Source organism: Dysgonomonas reticulitermitis (genome assembly GCF_054601275.1).
In genome coordinates this window covers 1-21,391 of record NZ_BAAHWU010000052.1, presented here as the reverse complement: position 1 = coordinate 21,391, position 21,391 = coordinate 1, and the positions used below count along the sequence as shown (strand labels likewise).

13 protein-coding genes are annotated in these 21,391 nt (G+C 42.0%); 10 read left to right on the top strand and 3 right to left on the bottom strand.

Features of this window, described 5'->3' with window-relative positions; all coding sequences use genetic code 11:
- Window positions 1-383: 383 nt before the first annotated feature.
- From ACYPZI_RS13455 to ACYPZI_RS13425, 7 genes are all read left to right on the top strand, one after another.
- Complete coding sequence (locus ACYPZI_RS13455; protein ID WP_459602455.1) at window positions 384-2,426, top strand: FISUMP domain-containing protein; 2,043 nt, start codon at window positions 384-386, stop codon at window positions 2,424-2,426.
- Window positions 2,427-3,037: 611 nt separating this feature from the next.
- On the top strand, window positions 3,038-4,237 hold the full coding sequence (locus ACYPZI_RS13450; protein WP_459602453.1) for a clostripain-related cysteine peptidase: 1,200 nt from the start codon (window positions 3,038-3,040) through the stop codon (window positions 4,235-4,237).
- A 226-nt stretch (window positions 4,238-4,463) separates the two neighbouring features.
- A complete protein-coding gene (locus tag ACYPZI_RS13445) occupies window positions 4,464-5,465 on the top strand; it encodes a DUF5106 domain-containing protein (protein WP_459602451.1) in 1,002 nt (333 codons plus the stop codon).
- A 147-nt stretch (window positions 5,466-5,612) separates the two neighbouring features.
- A complete protein-coding gene (locus ACYPZI_RS13440; protein ID WP_459602449.1) occupies window positions 5,613-7,226 on the top strand; it encodes an ABC-F family ATP-binding cassette domain-containing protein in 1,614 nt (537 codons plus the stop codon).
- Window positions 7,227-7,332: 106 nt separating this feature from the next.
- A complete protein-coding gene (gene porW / locus ACYPZI_RS13435) occupies window positions 7,333-10,860 on the top strand; it encodes a type IX secretion system periplasmic lipoprotein PorW/SprE (protein WP_459602447.1) in 3,528 nt (1,175 codons plus the stop codon).
- Between the two features lie 133 nt (window positions 10,861-10,993).
- Window positions 10,994-13,036: a DUF349 domain-containing protein gene (locus ACYPZI_RS13430; protein WP_459602445.1), complete on the top strand. Its 2,043-nt coding sequence runs from the start codon at window positions 10,994-10,996 to the stop codon at window positions 13,034-13,036.
- 157 nt (window positions 13,037-13,193) lie between these two features.
- Window positions 13,194-13,712 carry a hypothetical protein gene (locus tag ACYPZI_RS13425; protein WP_459602443.1) on the top strand — a complete coding sequence of 173 codons (519 nt, stop codon included), beginning with the start codon at window positions 13,194-13,196 and terminating at the stop codon, window positions 13,710-13,712.
- Window positions 13,713-13,967: 255 nt separating this feature from the next.
- Here the strand turns inward: ACYPZI_RS13425 and alaS are convergent, their stop codons facing one another.
- Complete coding sequence (gene alaS / locus ACYPZI_RS13420) at window positions 13,968-16,583, bottom strand: alanine--tRNA ligase (RefSeq protein ID WP_459602441.1); 2,616 nt, start codon at window positions 16,581-16,583, stop codon at window positions 13,968-13,970.
- 180 nt (window positions 16,584-16,763) lie between these two features.
- On the opposite strand from alaS, the gene ACYPZI_RS13415 reads away from it, so the two are divergent.
- Complete coding sequence (locus ACYPZI_RS13415) at window positions 16,764-17,735, top strand: M23 family metallopeptidase (RefSeq protein ID WP_459602439.1); 972 nt, start codon at window positions 16,764-16,766, stop codon at window positions 17,733-17,735.
- Between the two features lie 38 nt (window positions 17,736-17,773).
- Window positions 17,774-18,115 (top strand): MerR family transcriptional regulator, encoded by a 342-nt coding sequence (locus ACYPZI_RS13410; RefSeq protein ID WP_459602437.1) that lies wholly within the window; start codon window positions 17,774-17,776, stop codon window positions 18,113-18,115.
- Window positions 18,116-18,133: 18 nt separating this feature from the next.
- Here ACYPZI_RS13410 and ACYPZI_RS13405 read toward each other — a convergent pair whose 3' ends face one another.
- Both ACYPZI_RS13405 and mnmA read right to left on the bottom strand, forming a co-directional pair.
- On the bottom strand, window positions 18,134-18,769 hold the full coding sequence (locus tag ACYPZI_RS13405) for a trimeric intracellular cation channel family protein (protein WP_459602435.1): 636 nt from the start codon (window positions 18,767-18,769) through the stop codon (window positions 18,134-18,136).
- Window positions 18,770-18,853: 84 nt separating this feature from the next.
- The gene (mnmA, locus tag ACYPZI_RS13400; protein WP_459602433.1) at window positions 18,854-19,927 is read right to left on the bottom strand and encodes a tRNA 2-thiouridine(34) synthase MnmA; all 1,074 of its coding nucleotides are present in this window, start codon (window positions 19,925-19,927) and stop codon (window positions 18,854-18,856) included.
- Between the two features lie 797 nt (window positions 19,928-20,724).
- On the opposite strand from mnmA, the gene ACYPZI_RS13395 reads away from it, so the two are divergent.
- A complete protein-coding gene (locus tag ACYPZI_RS13395; RefSeq protein WP_459602431.1) occupies window positions 20,725-21,270 on the top strand; it encodes a hypothetical protein in 546 nt (181 codons plus the stop codon).
- Window positions 21,271-21,391 lie beyond the last annotated feature (121 nt).

Below are 21,391 nucleotides of genomic sequence, written 5' to 3'. Positions count from 1 at the left end.
ACTGCTGACTGTCGCACGTCATTGCGAGGGTTTACCCGAAGCAATCCATTAATAATCAATACTCTGGATTGCTTCACTCCTGTTGGCTCCGCCGATTTTCAATTCGCAATGACGAAAAGGTCGACTGACTACTGACTGCTGACTGCTGACTGTCGCACGTCATTGCGAGGGTTTACCCGAAGCAATCCATTAATAATCAATACTCTGGATTGCTTCACTCCTGTTGGCTCCGCCGATTTTCAATTCGCAATGACGAAAAGGTCGACTGTTTACTAACTACTAACTACTAACTACTAACTACTAACTACTGTTTTTATATATATATTGTTTAACTAAATTTTCAACACATGAAAAAGCTTTTTAACTTTATGTTATTTGCGGCTGTGTCCCTGTTATTCACGGGATGTAGCAACGAGAATGAGGTTGTTTCCGATGAGATCATCGGCCAGCAGGGTAAGATAACCTTTGCTTTGCCTTCCTCGGGAAGTGTAACCTATGCCACCATCGCCAACGCGAATGAAAACGTACTGAACGACCTCCACATCTACATGTTTAACGGAGGCCAGCTGGAAAAAATCTACCATACCGGGGCGGCCGCAGCCGATGAAGCTATCACCCTGACCGGGGCGAATAACGCGACTACCCGCGCTGCTACCATCGATGTGACGAACTTTAGCGGGCCGAGAACTTTCTATTTTGTGGGGAACGTAGGTACCATCCCCGCCGACTTGACGGACACAGGCAAATCGGCCGAGCTGACCGGCGTAACGATCGGCATGCCGGAGGCTGATTTCGAAAACCTGATTTCGGATAAGCAAACGGCGTTGATCATGCCGTCGGCTACCAACGGGCTGATTATGTCGGCCAAGCAGGATGTAGCCAGAATCTTGTCCGTGACGCCGGCCGAAAAAGAGATTCACCTGAAACGCCGCGTCGCCCGTTTCGACGTATCCAATGTCGACGATGACCAACAACTCGGCAATCCGACAGGGACGAATTTCACTATCGAGAGCATTCTGGTATCGGAAGCCAATCTCAATGGATACTTGTTTCCGGCGGGCGCAGGCAAAACCATCGAAACAGGCAGCTTGCCTGAAATCGTTTTCACCGGTTTGACGGGAGCTAACACAGGCTCGGTACAAAGCGTGTTCTACCTGTATCCGACCAGCCTGGAAAGCGGTAAAACAATCATTTCCATCAAGGGAAAATTTACCCCTCCGACCGGCGGGGCTGTCGAAGACAGAATCTACACGATTCCCGTACCTGCTACAACCGCCATCGACGCCAACTACCGTTATATCCTGAAAGCCACAAGGATAGCCCACAACGAGATTGAATGGAGCCTTGTAATCGATCCTTGGGATGACGGTTCCGAGGTGGAGATAGGTCCCGGCTCTTCGGTATTCACGCTATATGGCCTGACTGCTACCGGCGACGGCGCTTTGGATGCCGCTAACAACAGCTATGACGTTACCGACGCTACTGTCGTCGATGACACGTTGACATTTAAGACCCGTTCGTTCGACTTGCGCGGAACAACCGCCGCTATTACCTATATGTACAACGATCAAGCTTCATTTCCTGTCGCGGTCGATAATCTGATTCCGACTCCCGTGTTGACCTACGCGGATGGCGCTGCTTACGAACAAACCTATACTATCTATCTGCCTCAGTATACCGGCAACGCTCCGGTAAAAGCGGTCATTACTGTTTCCGACGCAACAAACCCAGGCATCTCTCAAAAGGTCTCTATTGTCAGCGTGCCCAACTTTCCTTCCACGTCTTATAAGCCTGTCTTGTTTAAGGGTAAATACTGGGCTCCTGTCAATGTAGGCGCCAGCAATAAGATGGATGCTACGACTTTTGATCTGGCTGCTATGGGTTATTATTACCAGTGGGGACGCAATTACGGTGCAGCACCCGGAACCACCGGTGATATGGTTGCAGGCCCTGTTACTCTTGCCAATGCTAACGGACCGTTCGCGAATAACTGGATCGCAGTAATACGCGAAACAAGCCCCAACTGGTTAATTGTAGACGGTACGATTACTACCCAGGCTGACGCCAACGCTTTGTGGTCGCCGCCTAATGACCAGGGCCCTTGTCCGGCGGGATGGAGAATACCGAGTTCGGCGGAATTGAATTTGATCAGAACTGCCTACACAAGGGATAAATTCCACGATAATAGTAAAGTCTTGCTTATCCCCGGCGACGAGGCGGGCCAAACGCTCTACATACCGGCTTCAGGCACCCGTGATGCTTCTGGTGGATTTCATATCGACGGGCGTGCATTATACTATTGGTCGTCTACATCGGACGGGAATACGAATTCCCGCAGGCTAGGCATCGTCCCTACTACTGGTGCTACGGATCTATATAATGAGGTTCGTGCCTATGGTTTTCCTATACGCTGTATCCAAAAGTAAAGGGAAGCGTATAGCCTGCCGTATATGATTTCATTCCTCCGTGCGTTACATGCGCGGAGGAATATGACGCATAATTAAATTAGCAAATTAGCTAACAGCTAACAGCTAAAAACTATATGTAGTTTTGTAAAGTTTGTTTGCGGGGTACCGCCTGTGACAGTAACGGTATCCCGTTTTTATCTCCACCCGGGCAAGCGACCTCCGGCTGGCGCGGACTTCCGGTCCGTGTCCCCAAGGCTAACGCGGACTTCCGATCCGTGTCTTGTTCGGAGAACAACTTTTTTTCTTGCTACGCGATTGCAAGTCCGCGCGAGCAAATGCCGGCAGCGGGAGCTGTCCTGGTCAAAATACCGTGGCCGCTTCAACAATTGCCGGGATCCACGGTAAACATGATCCTCGAGCCGCGTGAGTTGGGATAGCTCGCGTGGTTCTTTTTAATAAATTATGAATGAAGAAAAGATTAATTTGAAAATTTGAAAATGTGGGAATGAGGAAATTAGGGAATGAGAGAATGTGCCAATGTGCCGGAAAAAATAGTTACACTGAGAAACACTGAGTTTTTTAGTCTCAGTGAACCTCAGTGTTTCTCAGTGTTATAAAATATATGAAGAATGAAGAACGCGAAAGATACATTAAATATTGATAACCGGAAGCCCCCCCTCGGGGGGTTTGGGGGCCTGATGACTGTCGTACTGGTGATGTTAGCCTGCCTGGTATTTTGCCTTTCCTGTGAAAAAGACGAACCGGTAGCCACGCGGCATGTGCTGCTTGTTTACCTGGGCGGCGACAACAACCTGTCGGGGGAAAGCTACGCGAAGCTCGAAGCGCTCGGCCAGGGCTGGGACGCCCGCGACGGGGGGAAGCTGCTTGTCTTCCACGACCCTTCGGACGCCGCTCCCCGGCTCCTCGAATTGTCGCGGAGCGATACGGGCAACCCCACGGTACAAGTGATCCACCAATACGATGAAGCCGATTCGGCGGACAGCGGGGTATTCGCCTCCGTTATCGAAGAAGCGCGGCGGCTCTACCCGTCCGCCGGCTACGGGTTGCTGGTCTTCTCCCACGCTTCGGGGTGGCTGCCCGCGGGTACGCTGGAGAACCCCAAATCCGGGGCCAAGTCGGTTATCGCGGACGGCGGTTCCTGGATGAATATCATCGATTTCGCCGCTGCCATCCCCGACGGCGCCTTCGACTATATCGTCTTCGAAGCCTGCTTTATGGCCGGTATCGAAGTGGCCTTCGAGCTGAAGGATAAAACAGGATACATCCTTGCCTCAAGCGCGGAGATCGTCTCCCCGGGCTTTACCTATATCTATCCGCGGTCGCTGGGCAACCTGTTTGAAGGGGAACAGGGCCTGCGGGCTTTCGCAGGCAAAGCCTTCGATTATTTCGACGGGCAAAGCGGGGTTTTGCGGTCGGCTACCTTCTCGGTGATCAAGACATCGGAACTGGAACCGCTAGCCTCCTTCATCAGGGAGAACGCCACCCCGGGGACGGCGCGGGGCATCAGCGGCATACAGCATTTCGACCGGTACCCGGCTTACAGGCTGTTCTTCGATTTCGGGGATTACTACGCCGGTTTGATGGATGGTGAGCCGCGACGGCAGCACTTGCATGAGCTGATAGGCAAGGCGGTGGTATGGAAGGCTTCCACCCCGGATTTTATGTTAAGTTACCACGGGTTCGCCATCGCGCGGCACTCAGGCCTGACTACCTATATCCCGCAGGAGCGGTTTCCTTTCCTGAACAGGGAATACGGGAAACTGGCATGGAGCAAGGAAATTAGCCAATTTGAAAATGAGGCGATTTGAAAATTTGAAAATGAGGGAATTTGAAAATGAGGCAATGTGCCGGAAAAAATAGTACCACTGAGAAACACATAAAATATATTTACCGACATAATTAGCTAAAAAACATATACCGGTTAGCAAATTAGCAAATTCGGAAATAAATTGTAAATTAGCGGAAGCTAAATTCATCAGCATATCGGCTAATTTGCTCATCAGCTAATTTGCTAATTGTAAAAATAAGATAAGCATGATTAAATTTACCAAAATCCTTATTTATATCATCTACCCCGTTTCAATGTGCGGGTTTATCATCTACATCCTCCTGATATGCGGGGGAAGTGAAAAGCAACCCGCCGGCAAGGATGAAGCGCTGGAGGCCATCCGGGAGGATGCACCCCGCCGGTTCGTCCTGCCGTCCATACCCGGTGAGCTATCCCTGCCCGGAGACCGCGCCGGATACCTTGTCGCCCATTACTGGGATAACTTTGATTTCAGTGATACGGCTTATGTGCATTTGCCGGGGATTACGGAACAGGCGTTCGCCGATTACCTCGACATCTTTTCCCATACGGACAGGGCAAAGGCGGAAGTTTCGGTCACTGCCATGCTGGACAGGGCCATCAGGGAAGACAGTACAGGGACGATGTACCCTTATTTTCTGAAACTGTACAAAAATTACCTGTATGACCCAAATTCCCCGATGCGCAATGAAGAGTATTATATACCGGTTGTCAGGTATATAATAACTGATACCATTACTGACGCGGCGGACAGGCAGCGGGCGGCCTTCGAGCTGGAGATGCTGCTGAAGAACAGGGTGGGAGCGCCGGCGACAGATGTAACCTATACCCTTGCAAATGGAAAAAAGGGCAGGCTATACGGCCTGCACAAGGAATACACGATCCTGTTTTTCTACAATCCGGATTGCCATGCCTGTAAAGAGACGGCCGCCAGCCTGTCCTCGTCGCAGATCATCAACAGCCTGTTGCTATCCGGCCGGCTGGACGTGCTGGCCATCTACCCCGATTCCGACCTGGACTTATGGAAAAAGCATGCCGGGGAGATGCCCCCGATGTGGCTGAACGGGTACGATAAGGGGCAGTCCCTGTCCCGCGAAAGGTTGTACGACCTGAAGGCCATACCGTGCTTATACCTGCTGGACGTCTTCAAGCATGTAATCCTGAAAGATGCGACGGCGCATGCCATCGAGCAGTACCTGACCGGGGAGATACCGGAGAGGACTGACTGATAAAGGAGATACAATTTTCAAGAGTTTGCCCTGACATATCCTCCACTTGGTTTTAAAATAAAGCAATAATTTTGTACCTTTGTCGCCACATTCGGGATAATGGGATATTATCCGGCATTTCGTATAATTCGTAACTAAAAAACAATAATGATAACAGTTTCTAATTTGGGGATTCAATTTGGGAAAAGAGTATTATTCCAGGACGTGAATCTTAAATTTACAAGTGGCAATATCTATGGCATAATCGGCGCCAACGGAGCAGGTAAATCAACCCTCTTGAAAATATTGAGTGGAGAAAAAGATGCTACAAGCGGGGGATTCACTCTGGGAATAGGCGAGCGCCTGTCTGTATTGTCTCAGGATCACTTTGCTTTTGATAGCCAGAGTGTAATGGATACCGTTCTACAAGGACATAGCATCCTTTGGGAGATTATGAAAGAAAAAGATGCCTTGTATGCTAAGGAAGACTTTTCCGATGCCGATGGCATCAGGGCCTCGGAACTGGAAGAGCGATTCGCCGAACTGGAAGGCTGGAACGCCGAAAGCGATGCCGCCATGTTGCTTAGCGGGCTTGGTATCTCCGAAGACCTGCATTACCAGATAATGGGAGACATGAGCGGAAAGCAAAAAGTACGCATTTTGTTGGCTCGTGCACTTTTCGGAAACCCTGACAACTTACTACTCGACGAGCCTACCAATGACCTTGATATAGAAACAGTAATGTGGCTGGAGAATTACCTGTCGAATTGCGAGAATACTGTGCTAGTAGTATCACACGACCGTCACTTTCTCGACTCTGTATGTACGCATACAGTAGACATCGACTTCGGTAAGGTATCCATGTTTGCAGGAAACTATAGCTTCTGGTACGAGTCCAGCCAGCTAGCCCTTCGTCAGCAACAACAACAAAACAAAAAAGCCGAAGAGAAGAAAAAAGAACTGGAAGAATTTATTCGCCGCTTTAGTGCAAACGTTGCAAAATCGAAGCAGACTACCAGCCGTAAGAAAATGATCGAAAAGCTTAATATCGAAGAGATCAAGCCTTCATCAAGAAGATACCCGGGAATTATCTTTAGCCCCGACAGAGAACCCGGTAATAAAATACTTGAAGTTAACGGCTTGAGTAAATCTATCGAGGGTAAAGTATTATTCAACAATGTAAGTTTCAATATAGAGAAAGACGACAAAGTGGTATTCCTGTCGAAAGACCCGCGTGCCATGACTGCCTTTTTCGAAATCATCAACGAATATACAAAACCTGACGCAGGCACATTCAGTTGGGGACAAACCATTACTACAGCTTATTTGCCATTGGATAACAGCGATTATTTCAAGAACGACTTAAACCTGATAGACTGGTTATCACAGTTTTCTGACGATACGAGCGAAATTTATATTAAAGGCTTTTTAGGAAGAATGTTGTTTTCGGGTGAAGAAGTGCTTAAAAACACAAAAGTACTTTCGGGAGGGGAAAAAATGCGTTGTATGATAGCCCGTATGATGATGAAGAGTGCCAATTGTCTGATTCTGGACTCCCCAACAAACCACCTCGACCTGGAATCGATACAGGCTTTCAACAATACGCTTATTCAGTTAAAAGGTAATATATTGATGTCGTCACACGACCATGAGTTTATACAAACCGTATGTAACAGGGTGATAGAACTTACACCGAACGGTACTATAGACAAAATCATAGATTATGACGACTATATAACTTCAGACGAGATAAAAGCTCTGCGCGAAAAAATGTATAAATAGCATTATTTCAGGGTTTCGATATCCTTACTTTTCGCTTATAATTGATGGAAAAACAATAAATTGCTTATTTTTGTGTTTTTATAATAGAATCAGACTGTTTCGAAACGTGTCACAAAATAATCTAATCCACGCACTGGTACTTTTAGTCAGTGTTGTTTTTTTATCTCTGTTTTTTTCATCCTGTTCTAATAAAAAGAACACGGCTGTGAATCGTTTTTACCATTCCATAAACACACGTTACAATATACATTACAATGCTGAAATTGCGTATAAAGAAGCATTGGAGGCTAAAGAAAAAGGCCGGGAAGAAAATCTGTCCCAAATACTTTATATTTTTCCTCAACATTCGGATTCATCTTCAACAAAGTCATCATCCGGTGGTTTTGCGACTACGATAGATAAAACGACAAAAGCCATAAAGTTGCACTCTATAAAAACCAAGCCGAGAAAAGATCCCGACAGGCGAAACGACTCCGAATACCAGGCGTGGCTACAACAAAAAGAATATACCCCATTCATGGATGTTGTATGGCTGTTGCTCGCCAAAGCCGAATTTCAGGAAGGAGATTATTTGCAGGCTATCACTACCTTTCTTTATGTTACCAAAATATACAGTTCACAACCCGAAATAGTGGCTGAATGCCAGCTTTGGATAGCGCGCGCATATACCGAAATGGGCTGGATGTACGAAGCAGGAAATATATTACACAAAATGGAACTTGCAGGAGGTACTCCTGATAAGCATATTGGATTATATTCTCTGGTAAAAGCCAACTATCTGGTTTATAACAATGAGTATGAGGCTGCTATACCATATATCGAACTAGCCATAAAAAAGACAAAAGATAAACACCGGAAACTCCGGATGAAATATCTTTTAGGACAATTGTATGCAGGTTTAGGAGATCGGGTTAAAGCAGAAAAGGCTTTCGCCTCTGTCCAAGGAATGAGTACCCCATACAAGTATTCCTTCAATGCCCAATTGCAACAAATTCAATTAGATGATACACCCGGAAAAACAAAGGCTCTCAGCCAACTGACTAAAATGTCTAAAAGCCCGAAGAATAAAGAGTATCTGGATCAAGTATATTATATTACGGGAAATATATATTTAGAGAAATCCGATACTCTAAATGCCATAGAAAATTACAAGAAAGCAATCAAGGAAAGCACCCGGAATGGTTACGACAAGGCCATAAGCCAAGTAAAATTAGGCGATATATATTTTGAACAGCGTGAGTTTATTTTGGCTCAACCATGCTATAGCGAAGCATTGGCCCAGCTAACCAAGAATCATATAGATTACCCACGGGTAGCTCTCCGTTCTGATGTTTTAGATGAATTGGTGGTACATGTAAAGACTGTTGAAGAACAGGATAGCTTACAACATCTTGCCGGGTTACCGGAAGAAGAACGACTAGCGATAATAAACGATAAGATCACCGCGTTAAAGAAGGAAGAAGAAAAAAAAGCGAAAGAAGAAGAAACACAAAAACGTATCGAAGAACGGGCTGGCAACATATCTTCGTGGGGAGATATAGAATCGTCCTTATCTAAGCCTCCAACGACTGCTATCCCAACAGGGCCGATCCAAAGCGGCTCCGGAGACTCTTTTTATTTTTATAATGATCAGGCTGTAGCTCAGGGTAAAATTGCATTTCAACAACAATGGGGAACCCGAAAGCTCGAAGATGATTGGCGTAGAAAAAATAAAGTTTCTTCCGGAATGGGAGACACCTTTATGGCTGAAACCGAAAGTGATACGAACAAACCGGACAGCACATTAGCCAAACAGCCGGAAAACAAAGTTCCTGTATCAGAGGACATATATTCAGTCGATTATTATTTACAACAACTTCCCCTGACATCCGAAGCCATAAGGGAATCGGACGAACTTATAGAAAATGCCCTGTTTAATATGGGTAAAATATATAAAGATAAACTGGCCAATATGGAACTGGCCATAGATGCATTTAATACAGACATAAAGCGTTTTCCTTCCACTCCCAATTTAGAAGAAATATATTATCAACTATTACTTATATACATGCAAGAAGGGAATGATAATATGATGTCTTTATATCGCTCAAAATTATTGGCTGAGTTTCCTGACGGAAGATACGCGACACCTTTGTCACAACCGGACTACGTATGGAATTTCAAGCATATGGCAAACTTGCAGGATTCTCTGTACAACGAAGCATATGAGGCATATCGCAAAGCTGATATTGAAACTGTAAGGAGAAATTATCAGGCTATGAAAACTAAATATCCATTTACTGATCTGATGCCTAACTTCACGCTGTTAAACGCTCTTACGTACGCCCAGACCCGCGATGCCGGAGGACTGATGACTAACCTGACCTCTTTGACGGAAGATTATCCGAAAGCTGATGTTACACCTTTAGCAAGTGAAATATTAAATAGAGTGAAAGAAGGTAAGCTTATACTATCCGATGGTTCCCCAATAACAGACTTTAATTGGGATAAAGCGTATGCAAGTAGTGACACAACAAAAGCAGGAGCAAGAAAAATCCTGCAATATTCGGATACATTGGACGTGCCATATATTCTTCTGTACATGTTCAAACCAAAAACTATCGACCGCAACGATCTACTTTATCAGGTTGCCGATTATAATTTTTCTAACTACGTGATACAAACCTTTGACCTGAGTTTCGACACTGATCCTCCATATGATGTATTACAGGTAAAAGGCTTTGAATCTTTTGCAGCTATAAGGTCTTATCTGACTAAAGCCTTTAATGAGAATAAGCTGATCCAAAACATTGATCCATCTGTTTTTATCGTTCCTATTTCGGTAGAGAACTATACAACAGTCATGCCCAAACTTGGTTTGGAGCAGTATATAAAATTCTTTAACGAGCATTATAACAACCTATTGCCTCAACTGGTTTCTTATTGGGAAGAGGGCAAATATAATATTGAAACTTTACCGGAATCCCCTGAGAAAGAAAAAGTAGAACCTGAAAAAGAAGAGCAACCGGAACTACCGGCTCAAACAAATATTAAACCGGTTAGGCCTATAGATCAACAACCTAAAGATGAAAAAACAAAACAACCTGCAAATGAAAAAGAAGTAACAGCTGATGACATTCTATCGAAAGACCAGTTGGAAAAAGCGGGTAAAGTAATCGGAGGAATAGAAAACATTATAAATAATCCTGTTGATGGAATAAAAAGCCTATTCAGTAAGAATAAAGAAAATCTTACAAAAGAAGAAAAAGCCGCTTTGAAAGAGGAAGAAAAACTACGTAAACAAAGAGAAAAAGAATTAAAGGCCATTGAAAAAAACCATACAGATTCTATAAAGAAAGCCGAAAAAGCAAAGAACGACTCTATTGCAAAAGCTGAGAAAGCAGTGCAAGATTCAATAAAAACAGTACAAAAAGAAAAAGAAGAACAACGTAAACTGGAAGAACAGCAGAAAAAGAACGAAGCCAAAGCTATTCTTAAGGCAAAAGAAGATACCCGCAAACAAAAAGAGGCTGAAAGAAGAGAAAAAGAACGTTTGCAAAAGGAACGTTTACGTCAAAAAGAACAAGAACGAAAAGAAAAAGAGAAAAAGGCTGAAGAAAAACGGAAACAAAGAGAAAAAGGACGAAATTCGTGACAATAAAAAGCTATTATTAGCATAATATTGAAAAAAGCTACCGCCAAATAGTTGAAATAACAAAAAAAAATCATTAATTTGCCGTGCAAAGTGAAAAGCACCGGGTAAGCCCGTATACAAAAAAACTAACTATATGAACGAGAACCTAAATCCAGAATTGCCTGCGAATAATCTATCTGAAGGAGCAAACGTAGAATCAACAAAAGAAGAAAACGTAGATATCGAATCTACAAATGTTGAAGAGAGTGCTGTAACAATTAAAGTAGCTGACGTCGAAGCAGCAGACGAAGTACCTGCGGATGTTGAAGAAAACGATGCAATAATCGAAGAAACTGAAATTGAAACAACGACCGAAAACTTCGCAAAGATTGAAGATACAGATGTGAATCCAGAAGAGAGTGAATCTACAGAGCCTGAGACCATTCCAGAACCTTCGTCAAAGAATGTATCCCCTTTGACCAAGGAAGAGATTATAGAAAAATTAAAAAATCTGTCATCTCAACCGGGTGTCCCTTCACGCTCAGAAGTAGAATCTCTTAAACAAGCATTTTACAAATTACGTTCTGCCAATATAGAAGTCCAAAAAGTCGAATTTATTGAAGCCGGGAATGAAGCTGACGCATTTATTCCAACCCCCGATCCTAGCGAAGATGTATTGAAAACATTCCTCAACGACATTAAGGAAAAACGGGCAAATTTGGTTGCCGAAGAAGAAAGACAAAAAGAAGATAATTATAATAAAAAGTTACAAATAATAGATTCGATAAAGAATCTGACCGAAAGTTCCGACGATTTCAATAAGCTGTACAAGGAGTTTAAAGACTTACAACAAAAATGGAACGAAATAACTTCGGTACCCCAATCGAAAGAAAAAGAATTGTGGAAATCGTACCAGATATATACAGAAAAGTTCTATGATCTGATTAAAATCAATAACGAATTCCGCGATTATGACTTTAAAAAGAATCTCGAACTTAAAACAGCGATTTGTGAATCTGTAGAAAAACTAATAGAAGAGCCTGATTCTGTATCCGCATTTCACCAGTTACAGAACTTTCACCAGCAATGGCGCGAGATAGGACCTGTGGCACGCGAACTACGCGAAGAAATATGGACTCGTTTCAAAAATGCATCTACAGCCATAAACAAAAACTATCAAGTACATTTCGAATCCCTCAAGGGGAAAGAAGACGATAATCTGATAGCAAAGACTTCAATTTGCGAAACACTAAAAGCCATCGACTACAGTCAGCTTACATCCTTCAAAGATTGGGATGGAAAAAGTAAGGAAGTGATAGAACTTCAATCAAAATGGAAAACTATCGGCTTTGTTCCTAAAAAGGTAAACAACCAGATATTTGAGGAATTCCGTGCTTTATGCGATACATTCTTTGAAAAGAAAAGTGAATTTTTCAAAGGCGTCAGAGACGAAATGGACGTAAATCTGAATAAAAAACGCGCTTTGTGTGAGCAAGCAAAGGAGTTAAAAGATAACACCGACTGGAAATCGACAGCCGACAAACTAATTTCTATACAAAAGGAATGGAAAACAATAGGTCCTGTACCCAGAAAATATTCCGACGCTATATGGAAAGAATTTGTATCAGCTTGTGATTATTTCTTTGAACAAAAGAAAAAGAACGAATCCTCTCAAAAAACTGAGGAATTGGACAATTTGACCGCAAAGAAAGAAATCATAGAAAAAATTAAAAATGTAGATCAAACTTTGGAACCATCTGTGCTGTTAACTACAGTTCGTGCGCTGGCCGACGAATGGCACAATATAGGATTTGTTCCTTTCAAAGAAAAAGATAAGATATACAAAGAGTTCCATCAAGCAGTAGATGCACACTATGACAGGCTCAAGATGGATAAAACCGAACGCAGGTTTGAGTCGTTTAAATCGAATATTAAAGATAACTTATCAAAGCAGGATAATCCAAAAAGATCCCTGTATAAAGAACGGGATCATCTGCTACATCAATACAATAAGGTGAAAGCTGATCTTCAGACATATGAAAATAATATGAATTTCTTGTCTATTTCATCAAAAGGAGCCAGTGGACTATTAAAGGATGTAAATAATAAAATTGAAAACCTTAAGAATGAGTTGGATTTATTGGTGAAAAAAATTGAAGCGATAGATGAAAACCTGAATGAAATAGAAGGAGTATAATTTTATCCAAACAATACTATAAGAGAGGTTGCTGAAGGGCAACCTTTCTTATTTTCCTGAGAATATAGTTCAGCGGGTTTCCAGTGTTTTCTGAAATTACTATTTATTTGATTTCAGAAAATAAACCGTATTTTTGCATATAAATCAAGCGATACAAATGAAAATAATAAAAATAATAAAAATAATACTTCTATTCTTAATACTACCTCTTGCTTGTTCGGCACAATTCATTGGCGCCGGAATCCAATATGCCGACGCCAAAGGTAAAGGAAATGATTTCCAGTTTGCAGCCGGCGCCTCTTTCCCCGTTTGGCACAAAAAGAACCCTTTAAATTCTTTTGTATCGAGCGGAATAGACTACACCGGAGGAAGTTCTCCTGTCGCAGGATTAAATATTAAACCTATACAATTAACATCATTCCTCAGCGAATCGCTTTTCAATAGTAATAAATGTACATTTCTTGTAGGGTGCGACGCAGGATATCTTTTCAATTTCAGGCATGGTGAAGATGGTATTGTTATCACCCCAAACGTATATTTTGATTACAAATTCTTTTTCGTAAAAGCAGGTTACGATTTTAATGTCACAGCCGGAAAAGAACAATTCTTCATACGCACAGGTGTTTCTATAGGGATGGGGACACTAAAAGGATTTGTGAAAACAAGAATCTGGTAATCACTCCAGGGCAACCGAAATTCATTCCATCGGGGGATTTTTGGGACAAGCCTTCGCAATGACGGAACACTTCACTATACTCGTCATCGCGAACAAAATGGAGCCCCCTTTACTTTAACGGAGGGGGAAAAGCCTCCCTTGAAACTCCCTCCCTTTCGGGGAGGGCTGGGGTGGTACCACTGGATTGCTTCGGGCTATTGCCCTCGCGATGACGTATGAAAGACCTTTTGACACACCCTCTTTTAATAGAGTACTTTATTTTATCTTACTTATAATTTCGTTTAAAGCATTTGATAAGCCCTCAGAATTCTTACCTCCGGCTGTGGCAAAGTGCGGCTGGCCTCCACCGCCTCCTTGAATATGTTTAGCAGCATCCCGGACTAATTGAGCAGCATTCAGGCCATGATCCTTTACCAGATCATCGCTGAGCATAACTGTAAGCAGAGGTTTATTTTCGGCATTGGTAGCTCCTATAAATACGCTATTGCCGGGAAACTGGCCTTTGATCTGAAATGCAATATCTTTCACTATTTCCGCGGGAACGGAGTTTGTTAATACAAAGACATCGACACCATTGACTATTTGCTTTTTCTTTATTATCAATTCTTTTATCTGAACAGTTTTTTCCTTTACATACTCTTCCATTTGCTTTTTCAGGTCGCTGTTTTCTTCAAAGAACTTGCGAAGGGTTTGCGCCAGGTTGGGAGCATTATTCAGTAAAGATTTCATCTCTGTCAGTATATCCTGTTGCGTATAGAAATAATCTTCACATACCTCAGCCGTAATGGCCTCTACGCGGCGTATACCGGCAGCAATAGAGCTTTCATTGATAACGCGGAACGAACCTATACGGCCGGTAGAAGAAATATGAGTTCCCCCACAAAGCTCGACTGAATCGCCAAAGCGAATCACACGTACATCATCTCCATATTTTTCACCGAAGAGAGCCATTGCACCCATCATCTTAGCCTCTTCAATAGGAACATGACGGTTTTCGACACGGGATATATCTTCTCTGATTTTAGCGGTGACAAGACGCTCCACTTTACGTATCTCCTCATCTGTCAGTTTTTGGTAATGGGAGAAATCGAAACGAAGAACAGAAGGGGAAACAAAAGATCCTTTTTGTTCTACATGCGTACCCAGTATTTCCCGCAAAGCCTCATGCAACAGGTGCGTAGCCGTATGATTACATTCTGTCGCAGTACGGTTATGAGTATTGATACAGGCTATGAATGTCGCGGTCACATCTTGTGGTAGCTTTTTGGACAGATGTACGGCCAAGTTATTTTCGCGTTTCGTATCTGTTATTTCTATTTTGTCCTCATCGTGAATCAGCCAACCGCTGTCTCCTACCTGACCACCCATTTCTGCATAAAACGGAGTCTGACTAAGCACAATCTGAAAGAACTCGTTATTCTTTTGTTTTACTTTACGGTAACGAAGTATTTCTGTTTCACATTCTGTGAAATCATATCCTAGAAACTCTGTATTGCCTTCTTTCAGCACAACCCAGTCCTCGGTTTCTACAGCAGCAGCATTACGGGCACGATCTTTTTGTTTCTGCATTTCTGCGTCAAAGCCTTTCTGATCGACTTTCATTCCATTTTCACGCAAGATAAGTTCTGTCAGATCGAGGGGAAAACCATATGTATCGTACAAAGTAAAAGCATCTGTTCCACTTAATATAGTAGAATTTTTAGCTTTGCTATCAGCAATTTGTTTATCCAATAATTTGATACCGATTTCAAGTGTACGAAGGAAAGATTCTTCCTCTTCCTTCATCACTTTTTCTATCAGAGTCTGTTGTTGGACAAGTTCCGGATAAGCATCCCCCATAGTTTCTATTAATGCAGGAATCAACTTATACATAAATGATTTGTGCTGACCAAGGAATGTGTAACCATAGCGTACAGCACGGCGAAGAATACGGCGGATCACATAACCGGCCTTGGCATTCGATGGCAGTTGTCCGTCAGTAATAGAGAATGCAATAGTACGAACATGGTCGGCAATCACACGCATAGCAATATCCGTTTTATTGTCTTGCCCATATTTATATCCGGTCAATTCAGCAATGGCTTTAATTATAGTTTGGAAAACATCGGTATCATAGTTCGATACTTTCCCCTGAACAGCCATACACAGACGCTCAAATCCCATACCTGTATCGATCACTTTCGCAGGAAGAGGTTCTAATGATTTATCAGCCTTTCTATTATATTGCATAAACACAAGATTCCAGATTTCTATCACATCCGGATCTTTATTTACTAATGTAGCTCCATCTATTTTTGCCCGTTCTTCATCAGAACGGATATCTATATGTATCTCCGAACAAGGGCCGCATGGGCCTGTATCACCCATTTCCCAAAAGTTATCTTTCTTATTTCCATTCAGAATCCTTTCTTGGGGTAAATATTTTTCCCAATATCCGGCCGCTTCATCATCTCTGCTAAGTCCTTCTTCCGGACTTCCTTCAAAAACGGTAACATACAAGCGATCTTTATCCAGTTTTAGCACCTCGGTCAGATACTCCCATGCCCATTCTATCGCTTCTTTTTTGAAATAATCTCCGAAAGACCAGTTTCCAAGCATCTCGAACATGGTGTGATGATATGTATCGTGTCCTACTTCTTCCAGGTCGTTATGCTTTCCACTTACGCGAAGGCATTTTTGAGAGTCCGCGACGCGCGGATATTTTACAGGGGCATTACCCAGTATAATATCTTTAAACTGATTCATACCCGCGTTCGTAAACATTAGAGTAGGATCACCCTTTATAACCATAGGTGCAGACGCTACAATCTGGTGCCCTTTAGAAGCAAAAAACGATTTGAACGATTCTCGGATCTCTTTGGAAGTCATCATATTTTTTTATTAGTAAATTTGGGAATTAGCTAATTTGAAAACGAATTCCTGATTGTTTTATTGATAATTTGCCAATTTTCACATTTTCTAATTTACAGATTAGCCTTTTCAATTTGCAAAAATAGTTCAAAAACTTTACTTTTGTTGAACTCGTGGCTATAATTATCACGATTTTAAATAATGAAGCGCAAGGTATATTACCGATACAATCCACAGATTCTCACATATGAAAGAATTTATCCTAGCCTGAAGGATAAAATCTTCACTGTTTTCCGGCATCTCATATCAGGTATCATTGTCGGTATCGGAGCTCTGATCGCATTTATTTATTTTGTAGGGACTCCATGGGGAGAAGAGCAAAAGAAGAAGGATAAACTGAAAGATGCTCAATACGAGTTACTTTCGAGACGCATGAATGAGGCTGCAAATGTTTTAAAAGATATACAACAACGTGACGATAATCTATATCGCGCCATATTCCACGCAGACCCCATACCTTTATCTATCCGTAGTTCAGGGGTGGGGGGAGCCAGCCGGTACGATTATCTGACAGAATTATCGAGCGCAGACCTGATAATACAGACTTCCAAGAAAATGGATTATATTTCCAGGCAAATATATATACAATCCAACTCTTTCGATGAAGTATTGGAACTGGCCAAAACACAGAAAGACCGGCTCAAACATATACCAAGTATACAACCTGTACCGGACAGATACCTGAAACAGCTGGCTTCGGGATATGGTATGCGCATAGACCCTATCTATGGTACTGCTCGTTTTCATGCGGGGATGGACTTTAGTGCAAACGTCGGAACTCCGGTATATGTTACTGCTGATGGAACAGTAACTCTTGCCGACTGGAAACAGGGATACGGTAAATGTATTATTATCGATCATGGATACGGTTATGAAACTCTTTATGCCCACCTGAATGAATATAAAGTCCGGGCAGGACAAAAGGTTGTACGTGGGGAACTTATCGGAGAGGTGGGAAACACAGGAAAGTCAACAGGACCGCATCTTCACTACGAGGTACAAGTAAAAGGACAGCCGGACAACCCTGCTAAATATTACTTTATGGATCTGAGCCCTAAAGAATATGATAAAATGTTGCAAATAGCGGCTAATCACGGACAGGTAATGGATTGATTTCAGTCAACAGTGAGCAGTCAACAATAAGTTTAATAATGAGAATAGATTTCGAAAAGAGTAATCGTCTATATTATTCCGTAAAGGAAGTTGCTGCTCATTTCAATGTAAATGAGTCTTTGCTGCGCTTTTGGGAAAGCGAATTCGACATTATTAATCCACGAAAAACAGAAGGTGGAACCCGTCAATACACAAAAGATGATATTGAAAATATTGCAATCGTGTACCATCTGGTCAAGGAAAAAGGATTGACCCTGGAAGGCGCCAGACAAACGCTCAAGCAAAAACGGGATGAAGAAACCCGCAAAATACAGGTTATAAACAGGTTGGAACAAATAAAAAAAGAACTGGAAGACCTGGAAAGCGAGTTTGACAGCTGATTTACCTGTCTCTTTACATCAGTCTTCTCCTTTAAGTACCGGAAGTTTTAAATGGTATCTTGTAGCAATAACCCTGACAACGACAACAAATACGGCTGTCGCTATTTCTGTAATGACCAAGTCCACCTGCAAATAAGTCAGCACACTGAACAATATTCCGCCTAAAATACAAGCAACGGCATACAATTCCTGTGTAAAAATAATCGGAACTTCGTTAATCAGAATATCTCTGACCATACCACCGACAATACCGGTTATAGTAGCCATCGACACACACACCCAAACCGGGTATTCTAAAGCCATAGCTTTTTCATATCCTACTACAACGAACAATCCTAGCCCTATACAGTCGAACCAGAATATGGTATTGTTGAGATGAACCAGATATTTTCTGAAACAGAGAACTATAATAAATGCAAGCAATGTACACCAAATATAACGGCTTGCCTGCATCCAGAAAGGAGAGACGTCTAATAATAAATCGCGAAGTGTCCCACCTCCTGTAGCTGTTACAAATCCAATAACAATGGCGCCAAACCAATCGAATCGCTTAGCCGATGCTAAACGAATACCACTGATAGCAAATGCAATAGTACCTAAAATCTCTATTATATCAACGAGTTGTATTTGCGCTAAATCTTCAAAAAGGAACATGGGTTTATGAGTTATGAGTTATAAGTTATAAGTTATAAGTGATAAGTTATAAGTTTTTGTCGCGCCATTGGCAAATTGACCTGACTATTCTTCGTTGGCAATCATACCACTGCCAATACACAATTTTGATCCGGCATCATAAACTACCCCAAATTGTCCGGCAGCTATACCTTGTATTTTATCATCCGAATAGATGCGGTAGATATCGCCAATTTTTTCTATCCGTCCTTTTGTAAATTCCGGTGTATGACGTATCTTGAATGTAACGTTACGCGAACCTTCAAAGTCACCCCATATATCTTCGGTGATGAAAGAAAAACCGGCTAGATTCACAACATTCCCATATTGAGTTTCCGGATCGTAACCATTAGATACATAGATAATATTACGTTTCGTATCTTTTTTGATCACAAACCATGGCCCTCCGCTCAAGCCTAATCCTTTGCGTTGCCCGATGGTATGAAACCAGTAGCCTTCGTGTTTACCCAGAATTTTTCCGGTTTCCAGTTCCACGATCTTACCTGTACGTACACCTAGATAACGACGGATAAAATCATTATAGTTTATCTTCCCCAAGAAGCAAATACCCTGGCTATCTTTTCTTTGAGCAGAAGGCAATCCCTCACGCGCCGCAATTTCACGCACTTCGCTCTTCAATAGATCGCCGATAGGAAACATTAGCTTCGATACCTGTAAATAATCGATCTGGCCGAGGAAATAAGTTTGGTCTTTTACATGGTCTTTCGCTGTAGAGAGCCACGTCTTTCCGTTCAGTTCTGTTGTAGTGGCATAATGTCCTGTTGCTATCTTATCAAATTCGTGTCCCCACTTCTGCTCAAAGCAGCCAAATTTGATCAGTTTGTTGCACATCATATCAGGATTGGGTGTCAGGCCACGCTTTACCGCATCGATAGTATAACTGACTACATTTTCCCAATACTCTTCGTGCAAAGAAACAATTTCCATCTTACAACCATATTTTTTAGCTATATATGTTGTGATTTCAATATCTTCTTCGGCAGGACAGTCAATAAAGCCTTGCTCGTCCTGCATACCTATACGAATATAAAAGATCGTTGGGTCATATCCCTGCTCTTTGAGTTGATGCACAACTACAGAACTGTCTACCCCTCCCGATACTAATGCCGCTATTTTCATTTCAGTTTTTTCCGTAATCAAAGATCTATTTTATCCCCAATCCATAGCCCATTCTTTAAAGGCTACAAAGTTACTTCTTATTTCAGAATGAATAAAATATCTCCGGCTTTTTATCAGGGCAAACGCATCAAAAAAGTGAAGAATGAATTGAATTATCAATCGCCGAAGCGAAGGCGAGGCAAAATCGGCGGAGCCAAAAATTAAACATGAAGAATGAAACATTGTCTGGCGCTGGTTTTATCTATAGATACAGTGAAAATTAGCGAATTTGAAAATTTGAAAATGAGCAAATGGCGCGAAGCGACAATAACTTGTAACTAATTGTTGACTGTTGACTGCTAACTGTTTACTGTTTACTGTTTACTGAAGTTTGTTACATTTTAGTTAAAATATACCTCAGTGTCTTCTCTGTGGGTAATCAGGGTAATCAAAAACATGGAGAACTTAACAGTCCTACCCTTTTGGGGTCGTTGGTGGTACCACTGGATTGCTTCGGGCTATCGCCCTACCAATGACAGATTTTTATATACTGTTGATAATGAGTGAAATAAAAATATATTCAACATATCAAAAATGTAGCGATTTAGCATTCTGTCATATACACATTGTGCCAAAAAAATTGGGTTCCGACTCGCAATGACGAGATTATAAAACAGTGCAAATGAAGCTTATAATGTTTTATTCAATATAAACTCTAATATTTTTATGAAAAAATTACATAAAATATGTTATATTTTCAGCAAATTGTCTTTCATATCTATTAGCTTTATTATCGGAACAAATATCGAATTAATCTTATGTTACGGATATATGTCTTCTTGTTGATTTTTATTCTTCTTGTTTCCGGTAGAGTTATGGCGCAAAAGCGGAGTGGTTTTGAACTTGAAGCTGGTTTATATGCGCCAACGGGCGATGATGAAAGTTTCCCTTATTATATAAGTGGCAAATATTGCTATTGGTTTAATTCGTACTTGGCGTATACTATCGGAGGAGGAGGTGTGTATTCGCGATTCGATGGCTCGTTTGATTCCCCGAAAAACAGAAATACGGTTTACTATATCGAAAATGACAAAATGATAAGTTTATATTGTATGGTAGGTCTTAAAGCTGTGACTCCCTCATATAAGCATATTGGGCTGATAGCCAACCTGAATTTTCAATTCGAGCCTATTCCTTTTAACACCGTAGCTATTGATAAGAAAACGTTTTCATTAGGTAATACCATGCCAGAAAGCAAATATATAAGTAAGTTTGTTTTCACACGTTTTAACCCGTGTTATAATTTGCAATTGGGTCTGTTCTACGATTTGAAAAGCGAAAACCGCATCACCCGATTTTCCTGACTTTGACAATGCGACACCCTAAAAAGATTTCCAAAAATTTTCATCAAAAAGTGTGGCAATAGACTTGTGTCTTGGGGTTAGCAGCATTGTCTTTGTCATCGTTTCATTGCTGATTGGCAAT